Annotated in this window: 11 protein-coding genes; 6 read left to right on the forward strand and 5 right to left on the reverse strand. The window is 69.1% G+C overall.

Annotated elements, in window-relative coordinates:
• Positions 1-100: 100 nt before the first annotated feature.
• The 4 genes from recD to recC form a co-directional block, all read right to left on the reverse strand.
• Positions 101-1,846 carry an exodeoxyribonuclease V subunit alpha gene (gene recD, locus ACVWZN_RS12060; RefSeq protein ID WP_456954022.1) on the reverse strand — a complete coding sequence of 582 codons (1,746 nt, stop codon included), beginning with the start codon at positions 1,844-1,846 and terminating at the stop codon, positions 101-103.
• The gene (locus ACVWZN_RS12065) at positions 1,843-4,416 is read right to left on the reverse strand and encodes a 3'-5' exonuclease (RefSeq protein ID WP_456954765.1); all 2,574 of its coding nucleotides are present in this window, start codon (positions 4,414-4,416) and stop codon (positions 1,843-1,845) included. The genes recD and ACVWZN_RS12065 overlap by 4 nt, the downstream gene beginning before the upstream one ends.
• 157 nt (positions 4,417-4,573) lie before the next feature.
• Positions 4,574-5,452 (reverse strand): UvrD-helicase domain-containing protein, encoded by an 879-nt coding sequence (locus tag ACVWZN_RS12070; RefSeq protein WP_456954023.1) that lies wholly within the window; start codon positions 5,450-5,452, stop codon positions 4,574-4,576.
• Positions 5,449-8,769: an exodeoxyribonuclease V subunit gamma gene (recC, locus tag ACVWZN_RS12075; RefSeq protein WP_456954024.1), complete on the reverse strand. Its 3,321-nt coding sequence runs from the start codon at positions 8,767-8,769 to the stop codon at positions 5,449-5,451. Before recC ends, ACVWZN_RS12070 begins: the two co-directional genes overlap by 4 nt.
• A gap of 256 nt (positions 8,770-9,025) precedes the next feature.
• Between recC and ACVWZN_RS12080 the strand changes: the two genes are divergently transcribed.
• The 6 genes from ACVWZN_RS12080 to ACVWZN_RS12105 are packed head-to-tail and all read left to right on the forward strand — an operon-like array spanning position 9,026 to position 13,218.
• A complete protein-coding gene (locus tag ACVWZN_RS12080) occupies positions 9,026-9,817 on the forward strand; it encodes an ABC transporter ATP-binding protein (protein WP_456954025.1) in 792 nt (263 codons plus the stop codon).
• Positions 9,814-10,563 carry an MlaE family lipid ABC transporter permease subunit gene (locus ACVWZN_RS12085; protein WP_456954766.1) on the forward strand — a complete coding sequence of 250 codons (750 nt, stop codon included), beginning with the start codon at positions 9,814-9,816 and terminating at the stop codon, positions 10,561-10,563. The genes ACVWZN_RS12080 and ACVWZN_RS12085 overlap by 4 nt, the downstream gene beginning before the upstream one ends.
• A 59-nt stretch (positions 10,564-10,622) precedes the next feature.
• The gene (gene mlaD / locus ACVWZN_RS12090; protein ID WP_027081557.1) at positions 10,623-11,126 is read left to right on the forward strand and encodes an outer membrane lipid asymmetry maintenance protein MlaD; all 504 of its coding nucleotides are present in this window, start codon (positions 10,623-10,625) and stop codon (positions 11,124-11,126) included.
• A 3-nt stretch (positions 11,127-11,129) separates the two neighbouring features.
• Complete coding sequence (locus ACVWZN_RS12095; protein WP_456954026.1) at positions 11,130-11,774, forward strand: MlaC/ttg2D family ABC transporter substrate-binding protein; 645 nt, start codon at positions 11,130-11,132, stop codon at positions 11,772-11,774.
• Complete coding sequence (locus ACVWZN_RS12100) at positions 11,771-12,046, forward strand: STAS domain-containing protein (protein WP_027081555.1); 276 nt, start codon at positions 11,771-11,773, stop codon at positions 12,044-12,046. Before ACVWZN_RS12095 ends, ACVWZN_RS12100 begins: the two co-directional genes overlap by 4 nt.
• A gap of 38 nt (positions 12,047-12,084) precedes the next feature.
• Complete coding sequence (locus ACVWZN_RS12105) at positions 12,085-13,218, forward strand: MlaA family lipoprotein (protein ID WP_456954027.1); 1,134 nt, start codon at positions 12,085-12,087, stop codon at positions 13,216-13,218.
• Positions 13,219-13,236: 18 nt separating this feature from the next.
• On the opposite strand, the gene rmuC is transcribed toward ACVWZN_RS12105, so the two are convergent.
• Complete coding sequence (rmuC, locus tag ACVWZN_RS12110; protein WP_456954028.1) at positions 13,237-14,820, reverse strand: DNA recombination protein RmuC; 1,584 nt, start codon at positions 14,818-14,820, stop codon at positions 13,237-13,239.
• Positions 14,821-14,908 lie beyond the last annotated feature (88 nt).

The following is a 14,908-nucleotide window of genomic DNA, read 5'->3' on the forward strand; positions in this document are numbered from 1 at the left end:
GCCGCCGGTACAACGCGAGTGAAGAAATGATGTGATTTCGCGAATGGCCGCTTAACGCGATGCGCGTTCGACTTCACTGCAACGCGACGTCACGCGTGCGTTACGCGCCCAGGCGACGCGCGAGTCCCGATACGCGACGTGCATGTCGCGACAGCGCAGTTGCGATCGACGCCGCCGGCCCAAGCACGTGCAATGCGCTGCGCGCACGCGTGATCCCCGTATAGAGCAGCTCACGCGACAGCACGCGCGTGTCGACCGCCGGCAGTTGCAGCCAGACGGTGTCGAACTCGGAGCCCTGCGCCTTGTGCACGGTCATTGCGAACGCACCGGTGTGCGCAGGCAAAGCGCCCGGCGGAAACGCGCGCAGGCCATCTGCGCCTTCGAACCATGCGAGCGTCGCGCCGTCGACATCGCGCAGGCAGACGCCGACGTCGCCATTGAACAGACCGTGTCGCGCGCTGTTCTCGGTGACCATCAACAGCCGGCCGGGAAAATAGGTATCGTGCTGTGTTCCCGCAAGCGCGGTTTCGATGCGCGCATTGAGCTGCGTCGCGCCCTGCGGGCCATCGCGCAGCGCGGTGAGCAGGCGTACGCGATTGACGCGTGCGAGCGCATCGGCCGGATCGGTGCAGCTGCGCAGTTCGCGCCACGGAGCCAGCAGTGCGTCGCGAAGATCCGACGCGAGCGGATCGATCGCGTCTTCATGGAAACGCACACCGCGCGCGCCGGACCGCAGCCCGGTCAGTGCCGCATCGACATCGCCACGTCGCACCGCATCGGCGACAGGTTCAAGCACGAGCGCGTCGGTCTGGCGATAGCCGCGGTCGAGATGCGCGCGCCGTCCGGCAAGGGGCGCGTTCGGTGACGGCAAGGCATCGGCAGCATCCGCCAATGCAGCGAGCACATCGCCGGCGTCGACCGACGGAAGCTGGTCGCGATCGCCAAGCAGCAGTAGTCGCGCGCTTTGTGGGAGCGCTTCGACGAGCTTGCACATCAGCGGCAGGTCGACCATCGAGGCTTCGTCGACGACCAGCACGTCGACCTTCAACGGATGCTTGGCGTCGAAACGCGCGCGTGTCTGTCCCGGCACCAGGCCGAGCAACCGGTGCAAGGTGCTCGCGCTGGTCGGCAACGTATCGCAGAGATCGCTGTCGATGCTGTCGTCGCGCAAGGCGTCCGCGATGCGACGCACGCTACCGGCCATGCGATCGGCGGCGCGACCGGTCGGGGCAGCGAGTGCGATGCGCGGCGGTGCGTGGCCGTCAGCGCGCGCCTGCGCCGCGACAAGCAGCAGCACGCGAGCGATTGTCGTGGTCTTGCCGGTGCCAGGGCCGCCCGTGACGAGCAGCAAAGGCGACTCCAAGGCACGCAGTGCCGCATGCGCCTGTGCATCGCCGGTGTCGCGCTCGGGAAACAGGCGCGCATGCAATGCATCGACGTCGGCATGCATCGCAGGCGACACGCCCATGCACAGACGCGACAATGCAATCGCAAGTCGGCGTTCGTATTCGCGATAGCGGCGCAGGTAGATGCGGCCGTCCTCGACCACCAGCGGCGATGCAGCATCGCTCTCGACGTCGCGATCGGGCTGTGCGATCCATGCGCACCCGGCAAGTGCGCCGCGCCACGAGGTCGCGTCCGGCCAGTCGATCGGCGTTTCGACGAGTTCGGGCGCGCTGTCGGGGTCGAACGCGGCATGGCCTTGTGCGACGGCGTACGACGCGAGTGCCGCGGCGACCAGCACCGGATCGGTCGCCGCACCATCGATGCGTTGCAAAGCGTGCGCGAGCGCAAGGTCGATCGGGCGCACTGCGCCGCTGCGCTGCAAGGCGTCGAGCAGGCTCATGCGCCGCCTCCGAACAGGCGGTCGAGTGCGTCGACCAGTGCGAATGGCAGGCGATCGGCGTGGACGCCCGGAGACGGCGAACGATGCGCATCGACACCGCGACAGAACACGTAGCGCACGCCGCCCATGTCGCGCTCGTAGTCGTAGGCAGCGCCGAGCCGGAAGCGCAGCCAGCGATGCAGGGCGAGCGTGTAGATCGCGGCCTGCAACGTGTACTCGCCCTCGTGCATCGCGCGCGCCAGCGTCGGCGGCATGTAGTCGGGCAGGCGGTTGGTCTTGTAGTCGAGAACGAAGTAGCGGCCGTCGTGCACGTAGACGAGATCGATCTTGCCGGTCATCAGGCCATCGAGCACGCGGCGCGCACCGAAACCTTCTCGCGCGCTGAGCAGGCCATGCGACTGCACCGTCGACAGCAGCGCATCGACGCCCACGTGGTCGAGTGCGAAGTGGAATTCCATTTCCGCGCGGCGCGACGTGTCAGGCAGGTCGCACAGTCGTGCACCTTCCGGAAGCGCGACGGTCAACGTGTTGCCAATGAGTGCGGTGAGCAGCGGCAGGCCATCGTCGATCTCCGACTGCGAATAACCGCCCGCACGGAATGCGTCGACCAACGCATCCTGCTGACCGTCCGGCGGCGGACCGTCGCGCCAGCCGCGCCATGCGGTGAAGTCGACGTTCTCGAACACCGCATGCACCGCGTCGCCGAAGCGCGTGCCGGCGAAGCGCGGGTCGTCCGCCGCTGCAGCGACGAGTTCGGCGGCGACGTCGAGCGGGGCGGCGGTGACTAGCGGTTCATCCATCGCTTCTTCGCGCTCACCGCGCGGCAACAGCGTTTCGACCGTGCCACTACCGAGTCGCGCGAGCGCACTGAAGGAATAGATCGACCAGTCGCGCGTCAGTGCGCGTTTGGCGGCGCGCGCTCGCGGCACCTGCGTGGACGCGATCGCTCGCAACGGTGCGGCGTCGACCGAACCGACCTCGCGGTCATCGATGACGATCTCGCCACCGGCAAGCGCACCGACATCGGCCAGCATCGGCGCGAGCGGCGTCGACGCATGCGCATACAGCGGGCCGGTGCACAGCCACAGCGCGTGCTCGGCGCGAGTCAGCGCGACGTAGAGCAGGCGCGCGTCCTCGGCCGCCTCGTCCTCGCGCCAGCGTTGCTTGCAGGCATCGTCGGGTTGCAGGTCGAGCACGCGCGTGTCGCCGTCGTGCACGCTGCACCAGCGCGGCGTCTTCGATGCGCCGCCGATGCCCGCGAACGGCAGGAACACCAGCGGGAACTCGAGGCCCTTGCTCTTGTGCACGGTGATCACCTGCACGCGGCGCGCGTCGGATTCCAGGCGCAGCTGCTGTTCCGGGTCGCGATCGTCAGCGCTCGCAATGCGCGCGCGCAGCCAGTCGACCAGACCTTGCGGGCCAAGCGCGCGCTGCGCGGCGTCCTGCAGCGCTTCGCCCAGCTGCATGAAGTCGGACAGGCGACGCTCGCCATCGATGAGCTCGAGCAGCCGCGGCGCGTTCTGCGCGCAGAGTTCGTTGACCAGCGACAGCGGACCCGCGCGCAGCCAGCGCTCGCGCCAACCGATCGCGCGCTGCAGTTCGCGCGCGCGGGCGACGTCGTCGCGGGCGAGCGCATCGATGCGATTGGCATCGAAGCCGAGCAGCACGGTGGCGAGCGCGGCATTGAGTCGCGGGATGTCCGCCGGTGCGAGCAGCGCGTCGAATACCGCGAGCAGTTCCATCGCCTGCACGGTCGCGAACAGGCTGGTGCGTCCTGCGGTGACTGCAGGAATGCCGAGCATCGACAGCGAGCGCTGCATCCGCGCGGCCTCGTCGTGCTTGCGCACCAGCACCGCGATATCGCCCGGCTCGACGGCGCGACCGTCGATGCTCATGCGCCCGGCCGCGGCGAGCGCCAGTGTTTCGTGCACGGCTTCGGCGCAGGCGTAGGTGGCAAGTTGGCGCGATGTGTCCGCGTCGAGCGGCTTGCCGTCATCGCTAGCAGGCAGACGACGGATCGTCAGCGCGGCCGCGGGTTCGCCATCGCGCAGGCAGGCACGATCGTCGCGACGCCCGCCGGCCTCGACAGAATGGAAGCGGATGCGCGGGTCGACGAACGCCGTCGAGCCCGCGTTGTTGTACATACGTTCGACGGCGCGCAACACGCAGGGGCGCGAGCGGAAGTTGCGCAGCAGCGACGGCGCCGGTTGCGCGACGTCGCGCGCGCGCAGGTAGGTGTGCACGTCGCCACCGCGGAAGCGGTAGATCGCCTGCTTGGGGTCGCCGATCAACGCGAGGAACGGCGCGCTGCGCACCTCGTCGTCGAGCAGCAGTGGCGCATCGGCGCCGTCGTCGGCGAACACGCGGCGGAAGATCGACCACTGCCGCGCATCCGTGTCCTGGAATTCGTCGACCAGTGCAGCGTGGTACTGGCGACGCAATTGCGCGCATAGCGTGCGGCCGCGCGGGCCTTCAAGCGCGTTCGCGACGCCGTCGATGAGATCGTCGAAGCTGCGCACGTGGCTCTGGCGCTTCGCCTTCGCGAGTTGACGCGCGGCTTGGTCGCGCACGCGATGCAGAAGCGCGAGGCGGCGTGCGTCGATCCAGTCGTCGTGCTGCCGTCTCGCCTCGACGTACGCCTGCGCTATGTCGAACAGCGGCGACGTCGGGCGCTGTGCGTCCTTGCCCTTGTTGGTGCAGGCGACGAGCTTGGCGGTGGTCAGCAGTTCAATCCTGTCGTGCGCGATTGCGTCGCCGTCGCGCCACGCATCGAGCGCCGCGTAGAGGTTGGCGAGCGTCGGAGCCTTGTAGCTGACGGCGCTGATCGCTTTCCCGGCGAGCGCGGCATTGATCGCGGCGTTGGACATCATCGCCATGCGCTCGCCATGCGCTTCGCAACGCATCAGCGGCACCGTGCAGCGCCGGCAACGGCGATTCGCCGATCTGCGGTGCTTCAGGACGCAGCGACGGCGCACGCAGCAGTTCGCCGAGATCGGCGGCCAGCGCATCCGGTGTGTTCCACCAGGTGTCGAGCAGGTCCGCGGCGTCGCTGTCGGCAGCGAGGGTGCGCCACAGGTCGTGCGCGACCGTTGCGAGCAGTTCGCGATCGTCGCCGGGCGCGCCGGCATCGTGGAACGACTCGCCCGTTTCGAGCGCGTGGTCGGCGAGCACGCGTGTGCAGAAGCCGTGGATGGTGTGCACTGCAGCGGCATCGATCTCGCGCGCGGCCTGTTGCAGGCGCCGGCGCAGCGCGACTGGATCCTCGACCTGCTGCTGGCGTTCGACGAGTTGCCGGCACAGCCCGACTTCCGCGTCGTCGCCGGGAATCACCGCCCCTGATGCCACCCGAGCGACAAGCTGCAGGCGTCGACGCAGGCGCTCACGCAGTTCCTGCGTCGCCGCTTCGGTGAAGGTCACCGCGAGAATCTGGCTCACGCGCATGCCGCGCTCGATGATGAGCCGCGTGACGATCGTCGCCAGCGTGAATGTCTTGCCTGTACCCGCGCTCGCTTCGATCAGTCGGATGCCGGTGAGCGGCATGTCGAGGAAGGCGTCCACGTCGTCGTGCGTGTCGATGTCGGGTGGCGGCAGGTCGACGATGCTCATGCGTCGATCTCGGCGCGCGCATGCAGCACCGCGTCGAACACGCGACGTGCGAGCGCCTGGAAGCGTGCGGCCCCGTCTTCGCCCGCGAACGGATCGCGGCCGCGCAAGGTGAGCTGCGCTGCCGCGGTGCCGCCTTCCGCCCATTGGCGCAGCCCGAGCCATCGATCGCGCGCGGCGCGCCATGCGCGATCATCCTGGCCGTCGTACCAGAGCCAGCCGGCGTACGCGCCGAACGGAAGCGGTTCGGTCAATCCATCGGAACGCAGCTTCAGCAGCATCGCGAGGATGTTGCGCGCCTGCGCGGGATCTACCGGCGCGCGTTCGATCGCATCGACGCGGCCGTCGTGGACGATGAACTGCACCAGCGGCACTGCGCGACCGAGCGCGCAGGCCACCAGCCAGTCGAGCCCATGCGCGATCTGTGCGGGGCCGTTCGCCTCGCCGAAGCGCAGTCGCGCAAGTCCGTGCGGATGCACATTGCGCAGGCGACCGTGCAGGCGCACCGCATCGACGTCGAGATCGAACCCGAATTCCTCGGCGACGGTCGATTCGTGCCAGCCGGTGAACAGCTCGGCGAACGGACGAATTTCATCGACGACGTCGTCGAGCACCCGCTGGCCGAAAACGCCTGAGGGCAGAAGACCCTGCGCGCGCAGTCGTCGCGCGAGTTGCTGCGTGCGGCCGGTGATGTGCGCGTCGAAGACCGCATCGCGCAGGCGATCGGCGCTGCGATGCTCGAGCACCAGCGGTTCGATATCGATGATCGGTGCGCCTGCGTCGGGCAGGCGCAGTTGCAGGCGCTGGCGCAGGAACGCGTCGGGCGGGCTGCGCAGGAATGCGGCGAGATCGCCGAGCGCGACTTCGCGCGTCGGCGGATGCGGCGGCGGCAACGGCGTGTTGACCCACGGCGGCGCTTCGCGTCGACGCTGCGGCGTGGTGCGCGCGGCCTGCTGCCACTCGCCGCGATAACTGAAACGCCGCGGTTCGATCGCATCGCCATCGACACCGAACGCTTCCGCGCAGAACGGCTGCAGCGGATGGCGCACGACGAAGCGCTTGCGTGTGTCGGCCGGGTCGGCGTGGTATTCGGCGGCGACGTCGAGCAGCTCGTTCACCAGCACCGACGGCTCGCGCACGCTGCCGTCGTGTGGATCGGCGCCGAGATAGCTCAGGTAGAAGACATCGTTCGCCGACGCGAGCAATTGCAGGAACATGAAACGGTCGTCGTCGCGCACCGAGCGATCGCCGCGGCGTCGATTCGGGCCGTCGAGTTCACGCAGGCGCTGGTCGAGGCCGCCGCCGGGATCGCTGCGCGGAAACTCGCCGTCGTTGAGGCCGAGGATGCAGATCGCGCGGAACGGCAGCAGGCGCATCGGCACCATGCGGCCGAAGCTGACGCCGCCATTCATCAGCGGCGCGCGCGTGTCGGGCTCGGCGAGCTTCGCGTCGAAATGCGCACGCACGACGTCGGGTTCGAGCGGCGCGGTGAACGCGGCGCGGCGTGCGGCGTCGGCGAATTCATCGATGAGCGTGCGCAGGCGATCGAGCGCGCGTTCGTCGGCGACGTCCCGCGGGCGTTCGGGGAACACCGCCGCGAGCAACGCCAGCAGGCGTTCGCGCCATTGTTCTGGCGGCATCGCGTTCGACAGCACGCGCTCGTAGCGTGTCAGCACGCGAATCAGGCCGATCAGCGTGTCGAGCGCGGCAAGATCGCCGCCTTCGAGTTCCGGCCAGCCGGCGACGTCGCCGAGCATCGCGTCCGAGCCCGTGGCGTGGCCGATCAGCAGGCGATCGAGCGCGAACTGCCAGGTGTAGATCGCATCGTCCGGCGCGCCGTGGCGCGCGCGATGCGCACCGTCGAGACCCCAGCACGCGCCGGCGTCCTGCAGCCAGTCGTGCAGGCGATCGAACGACGCGGGTTCGAGCCCGGCGTGTTGCGCGATCGCCGGCGTCGCCAGAAGATCCAGCACTTCGTTGAGGCCGAGGCGCGACACCGGCAACGCGAGCAGGCGCGAGAACACTTCGGCCAGTGGCTCGCTGGCGAGCGGGCTGGCGTCGGCGACGGTGTAGGGAATGAAATCGGTGCGCCCGTGCACGCCGCCGAACACGGCTTCGACGTACGGCAGGTACGGATCGATGTCCGGCGCAAGCACGGCGATGTCGCGCGGCTGCAGCGGCGGATCGAAGCGCGGGTCTTCGAGCAGCGCGCGCAACTGATCGTGCAGCACCTGCACTTCGCGAAGGCGCGTCGGTGCGGCATGCACCTGCAGGCTGGCGTCGCTGCGATCGAGCGTGTCGCGCCATGGTGTTGGCGGCGACGGGCGACGATGCAGCAGGTCGCGCCTCAATCGTTGCAGCAACGTTTCCTTCGATAGGTCGAGCTGCGCATCGGATTCGGGGTCGGCGTACGCGGCCAGGTCGAAATCCGGATGCACGATCTCGTAGCCGCCGAGCACCGCCATGAAGTCGCGGCCGGACGCGCCCCAGGCCTGCAGCAACGGGTTGTCCTCGACGTCCAGTACGTCGCCGAACGCGGCGTCTTCGCCGAGTTCCAGCCGATGCGGCAGCGTGCGCACGTCGCCCCAGTACGCGGCAACCGGCGACGGCAGGTAGAAGTGCAGCGGGCCGACGCGCGCCGCGGTGGCGATCACGCGCAGCGTGTCGGGCGAGACGTTGAGCGTGGCGAACACGAACAGGCGCGGCGGCAGGCCGGCGGGCGTTTCCGTCGCGTCGGCGCCGAAGCGGTCGAGGTAGCGCTGGATGCGTCGCGCGCGATGCGGGCGGTCAGCGCCGAGGCGTCGCCACAGCACCGCCTGCGGATCGCGCGGCGCCTGCCCGGCATCCCACGCGAGCAGCCAGTCGCGGCGCCAAGCCTGGTACTTGTCGAAGGTGCTAGCGAGCGCACCGGCCAGCGACCAGGCCTTGAGCGGGTCGGCGTCCCCGGCGTCGGGCGTCAGGTACGTGCGCAGCGGACGCAGCACCGGGTCGCGCATCGCGCGCTCGTCCTGCAGCAGCGCGAGCAGGCGCCAGCGCATGGCCTCGGCGTCGAGATCGTCGGCGCGGCCGTCGACATTGGCGTCGAGCACCTGCGCGACCAGCTCGCCGGGCGTGAGGAAGACGATGTTCGCGGCGATGCCATGCGCCTGCGCGAGCGTGGCCTGCAGCCAGCGGCGCATGGACGGCTGCGGGATGACCACAATGTCCGGCGCCAGCAACGCCTGCCCGGCCGTCGGCCGCCGGAGCTCCTCGGCCATGAGACCGGCCAGGATTTCCAGAGAATTCGAGTGGTACAGGCGGAAATCGGTGGCGGCAGCCATCCGGCCATCTTGCCGCAGGACGTCGCAGCCGGTGAGATGCGCGGCTCACGACACGGCGAGATGTATCGGAACGAGCGCGAGCGTCGCGAATCTCCGGCGTGCGGGAGATTGAACGTCGAGCCTCGCGACACACGCCGTTGCAGCCGCGATTGGTGCGCCGCTGGCCGCCCTGCGACAATGCGCGCACTCCCGGCCTGTTCAGCCGCGCGCCCGTAGCCTTCGCGCCGCCTTCGTGCGCGTGCACGTGACCGACCCCATGACCCAACCTTCGCCCATCGTCGCCCTGCGTGGGCTGCGCCTCACGCGCGGCGACCGCACGATCCTGCACGACGTGAACCTCGAGGTTCTGCCGGGCGAAGTCGTGGCCGTGCTCGGCCCGTCGGGCTGCGGCAAGTCGACGCTGCTGTCGGCACTGACCGGCGAACTCGCGCCGGCGGCCGGTACCGTCGAAGTTCTCGGTCAGACGATGCCGCGCGCCAGCCGCGCGCTGCTCGAACTGCGCCGCGGCATCGGCGTGATGTTGCAGGGCAATGGCCTGCTGACCGATCTCACCGTCGCCGAGAACGTCGCGCTGCCGCTGCGCACGCATACCGATCTGCCCGACGCGGTGATCCGTCGCCTGGTCGAAATGAAGCTGCATGCGGTCGGCCTGCGTGCGGCCGTCGACGCGTATCCGCGCGAACTCTCCGGCGGCATGGCGCGGCGCGTCGCACTGGCGCGTGCGCTCGCGCTCGACCCACCGCTGATGATCTACGACGAACCGCTGACCGGCCTCGACCCGATCGCATCGGGCGTCGTGATGTCGCTGGTGCGTCGCCTCAACGACACGCTAGGCCTGACCTCGATCGTGGTGACCCACCACGTGCACGAGACGCTTCCGGTCGCCGACCGCGCGCTGGTCATCGCCAACGGCCGCATCGTGTTCTCGGGCACGCCGTCCGAGCTCGAGCAGTCCGACGACCCGTTCGTGCAGCAGTTCCTGCGCGGCGCGCCGGACGGCCCGATCGCCTTCGATGCCGCGCCGCGCGCGGCGGGAGCCGCCGCCTGATGTTCGCGACGACCATCCGCACGCTCGGCCAGGCCGGGATGTTCTCGTTCTCGGTGCTGCGCGCGAGCCGCCCGACCGGCGACTTCCTGCGCGAGCTCGTGCGCGAGATCTACAAGATCGGCGCGCGCTCGCTGCCGATCATCTCGGTCGGCGGCGCCTTCGTCGGCCTGTCGCTGACGCTGCTCGGCTACAAGGCGTTGACCACCTACGGCGCGGCCAACCAGGTCAGCGCGCTGCTCGGCCTCGGCATGTACCGCGAGCTCGCGCCGGTGCTCACCGCGCTGCTGTTCATCGGCCGCGCCGGCAGCTCCATCGCCGCCGAACTCGGGCTGATGCGCGCGACCGACCAGATCACCGCGCTCGGCCTGATGGGTATCGACCCGGTCGGCAAGGCCGTCGCGCCGCGCTTCTGGGCGGCGGTGCTGAGCGTGCCGCTGCTGACCGGCTTCTTCTGCGCGGCCGGCATCCTCGCCAGCTATCTCGAAGCCGTGCACGTGATCGGCCTCGAGGCCGGCCCGTTCTGGCAGGTGATGCGCGACGCGGTCGACTTCCACGACGACTTCCTCGTCGCGCTGGAAAAGGCCGCGGTGTTCGGCGCGCTGTCGGCGTGGGTCGCCGCGTTCGTCGGCTACCACGCCGAGCCGACCATCGAAGGCACGTCGCTCGCGACCACGCGTGCGGTGGTCAATGCCTCGCTCTTGGTACTGATGTTCAACTTCGTGCTGTCGGCGCTGCTCTTTAGATAAGCCGCCATCGCCCTTGAATCCGGCGCGAAGCGCGCCAAGTAACGCTGGGAACCCGTCCAATGCGCAGTCCACGAATCGAATTCGCCGTCGGCGCCTTCCTGCTGCTCGCACTCGCGACGCTGCTGGTGCTCGCGATCGCGTCGACCAACGGCCACTGGGGCGGCCGCGGCGACACGTACGCGATCAAGGCGCGCTTCACCAACATCGGCGCGCTGCGTCCTAACGCGCCGGTAAAGATCGGCGGCGTGATGGTCGGGCAGGTGGCCGATATTCAGCTCGACCCGGTTAAATACGACTCCATCGTGACGCTGGCGATCGAGGGGAAGTACAAGCAGCTGCCGTCCGATACCGCCGCCGGCATCTTCACCAACGGGCTGCTCGGCGAAAGCTACATCGGCCTGACGCCGGGCGGCGATCCCACGCCGCTGAAAGCCGGCGACGAGCTCTACCTCACGCAACCTGCCGTCGACCTGATGCAGCTCGTCGGCAAGTACATGTTCAGTGGCGCCGGCAAGTCCGATGCCGCAAGCGATAGCGGCGCGGATGCCGCACCCAAGGAGTAAGTCATGAAGCGCACCGCATTGTCCGTCCTGCTCGCCGCCGCGTTCGTCGCGCCTGTCGCCATGGCTTCGGCCGCAGCGCCCGTCGCCTCCCAGCAGGCCGGCACGCCGTCCCGCCTCGTGCTCGAGAACAGCACGCGCATGCTCAACACGCTGGAAACGCGCCGCGCCGAGTTCGCCAAGAACCGCACCGCGCTCAAGCAGTTCGTGTCGAGCGAGTTCAACCAGATGTTCGACCGCAACTATGCGGCGCGCCTGGTGCTGGGCGCGCACGGCCGTGGCGCGTCGGATGCCGACGTCGCGACGTTCGCCGACGCGCTGAGCGAAAACCTGATGCAGCGTTACGGTTCGTCGCTGCTCGACTTCAACACGCGCCTGACGGTGAAGGTGAAGTCGGAGACGCCGATCGGCAACGGCCTCGCCACGCGCGTGTCGACGCAGATGCTGCGCTCCGGCGGCGAGCCGATTCCGGTCGACTACCTGATGCATCAGGTCAACGGCCAGTGGAAGGTGTTCGACGTGCTGGTCGAAGGCGTGAGCTTCGTGCAGACCTTCCGCAGCCAGTTCGACGGCCCGCTGTCGCATGCCTCGATCGCGCAGGTCGCCGCCGATCTCAAGGCGGGCAAGCTGCAGGCGAAGGCCAAGCAGTGACGACCGCGCGCGTCCGCCGCGACGGCGACGTGCTGCACCTGGACGGCCGCCTCGACCGGGCGGCCGTCGCTTCGACGTGGCGCGCCGTACAGCCGCTGCGTGCCGGCGCCACGCGCATCGACGTCACCGGCGTCGATGCGGTCGACAGCGCGGGCCTCGCGATGCTGGCCGAACTGGCCGCTGGCGGGCTTGCCGTGAACGGCGAACCGGCCGGCCTTGCCGAGCTGCGCGCGGCCTATCGCCTCGATGGATCGCTGGGTTTCGGCGCCTGACGGATCGCCCGTCCCGCCGTCCCCGCTAAAATGCCCGCATGACCCCTACCGCCGCCCTACGCCGCGCCCGTCGCCCGGGTGTCCCGGCCCGGTCGCTGCTCGTCCTCGCACTGATCGCCGCGACCTCGCCCGCATGGGCGCAGGACGCGACGCCGATCGCGACGCCGGCGCCGACTGAAAACGCTGCGCCGGTGGCGGATACGCCGCCTGTTGAAGCGTCGACGACGGCGCGCGATGCATCGACCGATGCGTCGACGCCGCCGACCGATCCGGCGCAGGACGCCACGAGTTCGCCGCCTGCTGACACCGCGACGTCGAGCGTTCCTGCCCACAGCGCCGAAGCGCTGCCGACCAACGAGCCGACATCCGCAGGCACGCCGCCGCCGACAGACGCAACACAGTCCCCGACGCCGGATGCCACCGCTGCCGAAGGCGACTTCGACACGCTGTACGGCCCCACGGGCGGCACCAACGTCGGCCGCGGGTCTGCCGGCGTGATCTGGGATCCGTGGGAGCCCTACAACCGCAAGATGCATCGGCTCAACAACGCGGTCGACAAGTACGCCGCGCATCCGCTCGCGAAGGCCTACGTCGCCGTGGTGCCGCGCCCGCTGCGCAGTGGCGTCAGCAACTTCTTCAGCAACCTCGGCCAGCCGATCACCGCGGTCAACGCGCTGCTGCAGGGCAAGCCCAAGCTCGCGGCGCATGCACTTGGTCGGTTCGTCATGAATTCGACGCTCGGCATCGGCGGCGTGTTCGACCCGGCCACCGACGCCAAGCTCGAGAACGGCAACGAGGACTTCGGGCAGACGCTCGGTGTCTGGGGCTGGAAGCGATCGCGCTATTTCGAGCTGCCGTTCTTCGGCCCGCGCACCGTGCGCGACATCGTCGGCATGGTCGGCGACGCGCCGCTGTCGCCGATGCGTGGCATGGAAGAGGACAAGGTGCGCATTCCGCTGCAGGGCCTGCAGCTGGTCGACCTGCGCGCGCAGCTGATGTCGACCGACGCCCTGCGCGAAGGCGTGCAGGACGACTACGCGCTGGTGCGCGATGCGTGGATGCAGCGCCGCATGTATCAGATCAACGGCGAGACCGGCCAGGATCTGCCCGAGTACCTGCGCGACGCGCCGATCGTGCCGGTCAACGCGATGCCGGTGCGCGGCGGCAGGTAATCACCGCGCGAGCGACGCTCAGCCGTCGCTCGGAATCAGCCGCCCCGTTTCGCCTTCGGCGACGAACGCGATGTCGTCGAGTTCGGGCAGCAATTCTTCCGACACCTTGCGCTTGCCGCGCGCGCCCAGCGCGACTAGACGACGTGCGCGCGGAATGACCGCCTGACGCGATTCGCTGAGGCGATTGCGTGCGTCGAGATACGCCTTGCTCGCGTCTTCGAGACGATTGCCGACGCGGTCGAACTCGCCGAGGAAACTGGTCAGCGCGTCGAGCAAGAGGCCGCCGGCCTCGCCGATCTCGCGCGCCTGCTTCTGGATGCGATCACGCGTCCACAGACGTTCGACCACGCGCAGCACCGCCATCAGTGTGTTGGGCGACGCGAACACCACACCCTTCTCGAATGCCTCGGTCTGGATCGCCCCATCGAAGCCGAGCGCCGCCGACAATGCGCCTTCGATCGGCACGAACGCGATGGTGACTTCCAGCGCGGTCTCGCCCATTAGGCGCGGATAGTTGCGATCGGCGAGGTCGCGCACATGCTGGCGCAGGCCGACCGCATGACGACGCATCGCATCGTTCTGCGCATCGGGCGTTTCGGCGTTCATCGCCTCCTCCCACGCGACCAGGTTGACCTTGCTGTCGACGACGACGCAGCGATCGCCCGGCAGGCGCACCACGACGTCGGGACGCAGCACGCGGCCGTCCTCGTCGCTGCCCTGCTTCTGGCGGTCGTAGTGCGTGCCTTCTTCCAGACCCGAGCCGCGCAGCACGTTCTCGAGCATCAGCTCGCCCCAGTCGCCGCGTACCTTCGCGTTGCCGCGCAGCGCCTTGGTGAGCGCAGCGGCCTGTGCCGCCATGTCCTGGTTGAGCGTGCGCAACTCGTTGACGGCGCCGACCAGCGTCGCGCGTTCGCGCGCTTCGTCGCTGTAGACGGTGTCGACGCGCTGGCGGAACTGGTTGAGCTGTTCCGCAAACGGTTTCAGCAGCGTTTCGATGTCGGCCTTCGACTGCACCGTCGCGTGGCGCACGTTCTTCTCGAACTGCTCGCCGCGCTCAGCGAACACCTTGCCCGCCATCTGCGCGAACGCATCGGACAACTTGGCCTGTGCCTGATCGACGAACGTGCGCATCTCTTCGTGCTGGCGTCGTGCGTGCTCGAGATGCGCGGTCGCCTGCGCGTGTTCCTCACGCCAGCGGGTGACGTCCGCATCGAGCGCGACGGTGCGGGCGCGCGCGGCTTCGAGCTGGCGGTTGCGATCCTCGAGTTCTGCGAGCGCGGCCGAACGGGCGACGCGCTCGTCTTCCAGCGCGACACGCAGGCTGTCGACCGCCACCTGCACCCGCGCGTGTTCGTCCTTTAGTCGCGCATGCGCTTCGGCGTCTGCGCGCAAACCACCCAATGCTTCGGCGTCGACGCGTGCACGATCACGCGAGGCATCGAGTTCCGCCGCAAGGCGATCACGATCGGCCAGCACCGCGGCAAACGCCGGATCGTTGCCGCTGCGCTTCTGCAGTCGCACCAGCGCATGGCCGACATAGCCGAGCGCGGCCACCGCGGCCAGCAGCAGGCCGTAGACGATCAGTGGGGACGTCGGGCCCATGCGGCCTCCAAGGCGGGAAAGCGTCACAGGGTAGGGTCATTTACGTCTCAATGCGTGAGACAGCCGGCGTCACGCCACTGAGACTGCG

The sequence above is a fragment of the Lysobacter sp. HA35 genome, assembly GCF_054061195.1.

Coding starts and splice junctions, on each gene's coding strand:
- ACVWZN_RS12070 (WP_456954023.1), bottom strand. CDS start 5,452: ATGAGCATCGTCGACCTGCCGCCACCCGACATCGACACGCACGACGAC.
- recD (WP_456954022.1), bottom strand. CDS start 1,846: ATGAGCCTGCTCGACGCCTTGCAGCGCAGCGGCGCAGTGCGCCCGATC.
- ACVWZN_RS12080 (WP_456954025.1), top strand. CDS start 9,026: ATGACCCAACCTTCGCCCATCGTCGCCCTGCGTGGGCTGCGCCTCACG.
- rmuC (WP_456954028.1), bottom strand. CDS start 14,820: ATGGGCCCGACGTCCCCACTGATCGTCTACGGCCTGCTGCTGGCCGCG.
- mlaD (WP_027081557.1), top strand. CDS start 10,623: ATGCGCAGTCCACGAATCGAATTCGCCGTCGGCGCCTTCCTGCTGCTC.
- ACVWZN_RS12105 (WP_456954027.1), top strand. CDS start 12,085: ATGACCCCTACCGCCGCCCTACGCCGCGCCCGTCGCCCGGGTGTCCCG.
- ACVWZN_RS12095 (WP_456954026.1), top strand. CDS start 11,130: ATGAAGCGCACCGCATTGTCCGTCCTGCTCGCCGCCGCGTTCGTCGCG.
- recC (WP_456954024.1), bottom strand. CDS start 8,769: ATGGCTGCCGCCACCGATTTCCGCCTGTACCACTCGAATTCTCTGGAA.